This window comes from Sphingomonas sp. ACRSK, assembly GCF_022346685.1.
Classification (GTDB): domain Bacteria; phylum Pseudomonadota; class Alphaproteobacteria; order Sphingomonadales; family Sphingomonadaceae; genus Sphingomonas; species Sphingomonas molluscorum.
Genome location: NZ_JAKRNR010000077.1, coordinates 1 through 1,547, shown reverse-complemented (window position 1 = coordinate 1,547; position 1,547 = coordinate 1). Strand labels below are relative to the sequence as shown.

The 1,547-nt window shown below is 63.7% G+C and carries 2 protein-coding genes; one reads left to right on the top strand and one right to left on the bottom strand.

The features are described from left to right. The coding region (locus tag MHZ35_RS17770; RefSeq protein WP_239436842.1) for a copper chaperone PCu(A)C at positions 1 to 404 on the top strand (404 nt) is incomplete at its 5' end. 127 nt (positions 405 to 531) lie between these two features. Here MHZ35_RS17770 and MHZ35_RS17765 read toward each other — a convergent pair. Next, positions 532 to 1,197: a hypothetical protein gene (locus tag MHZ35_RS17765; RefSeq protein ID WP_239436841.1), complete on the bottom strand. Its 666-nt coding sequence runs from the start codon at positions 1,195 to 1,197 to the stop codon at positions 532 to 534. Between the last annotated feature and the right edge of the window lie 350 nt (positions 1,198 to 1,547).

Below are 1,547 nucleotides of genomic sequence, written 5' to 3'. Positions count from 1 at the left end.
CCGCCGACCAGCGTCAGATAGCCGGCCGCCCGGCGGCCGGCTATCTGACGCTGGTCGGCGGCACCAGGGAGGCGACGCTGGTCGCCGTCACCACGCCCGTCGCCGCCCGCACCGAGCTGCACGAGACCATGAAGATGGACGCCCCCGGCGCGCCCGACCACGCCGGCCACGAGGGCATGGTAGGCATGTCCGGCGCCACCACCATGCGCCCCGTCAAGGCGCTCCCCCTCCCCGCCGGCCAGACGGTGAAGCTCGCCCCCGGCGGCCGCCACCTGATGCTGTTCGACGTGGATGCGAAGGTGACGCCCGGCGGCAGCGTGCCGCTGCGGCTGGAGTTCGCGGACGGGCGGACGCTGGAGACGCAGGCGAAGACGGTCGCGGCCGGGGATGCGGGGGTGGAGTAGAGAGCCGCTCAACCCACGAGGTCAGCCGCTCTCTGGTAATTACTTGATGAGAGCGGACATCGTACCAGCTGTTACCTGAGGTACTGGATGCCCGCGCTCGGTTCCGCACTGCGTATCGCCGAGAATATCAGAACGTGGCGCTTCCTCGCAGCGGCTGAAGTCGTTCTGCGAGGCTCGCGGGATCGAGGCCGTTCGCGGCATAAGCTGCCATTGCCTCCTCGCGCCAGAACAGGTCTCCGGCGCCGGGATAGGTCGTCCGGAGAGAACGGATGACGACGAGAGCATTTGCCGCCCATGTTCGGAAATCATGAACGTTCCAGAAGGCGACATTTTCAAGGTGAACTGCCGCCTCTGGCACAGCACCAGAGATACCGCTCACCAAGACGGGTATAATCGTAGCATCCTTGCCTAGGGCCAGCCGGTTACGTAGCCAGTTCGGATGGCTACTCACTTGGCGCGCCTTTGTTACAGGTAACAGAGTTTTCGGCGCAGCCTCTGTAAAGTCCTCGAAGACAATCGCAAAGTCGCCATTAGCCATCCACCAAGGATCCGGCGCACCATCAGTCTCCTCGTTTCCGGCTTCAAAACCCAGGAGGGCGCCGAGCTCTTTCTGAGCACGCTCGAACGCAGCGAAGCCGTCTTGACCGATACCTTCAAGGATCAGTCGTTCCACCTTCGCGAACTTCTCGTCGTGGCGTGTTCCGAGTTCTGCGAACCGATGCTCAAGTCTTTCAATGAGCGCCGCGGCCGTAGCCCCTGGCTTCGCTTCCTCGACTGCTTGGGCCTCCCGCATGCCTGCCAAGGATCGAAACCACGCCACACTCGGGGTCGCCCTCGCTGCGAGACCGTAGTATTCACGCGCCACTCCGCTTAGGTCGCCCCCTCCGGTCGAAGTTATCTGACTGGCGGCGTCACCTGCCAGATAGTTCCACAAGCCGCGATATCCCTTTAGACCACCGTCCTGAAGAAGGGTGAGGACCGCCCGTGCAGATTCTAGCGCCCCGGTCGGATTACGATCCCACATGACGTGACCCCAGTCTTTCATCCAGCTGCGACCAGAGACCGACCGGTGTTGTTGCGCATGAGCGCAGGTGAAGCAACGGGCGGGGTTAACCCCGCCCGTTGCTGTTCAAGCCCGGCAGC

Bases quoted from the DNA above. Each gene is read 5' to 3' on its own strand.
- MHZ35_RS17765 (WP_239436841.1), bottom strand. From the start codon at position 1,197: ATGCGGGAGGCCCAAGCAGTCGAGGAAGCGAAGCCAGGGGCTACGGCC.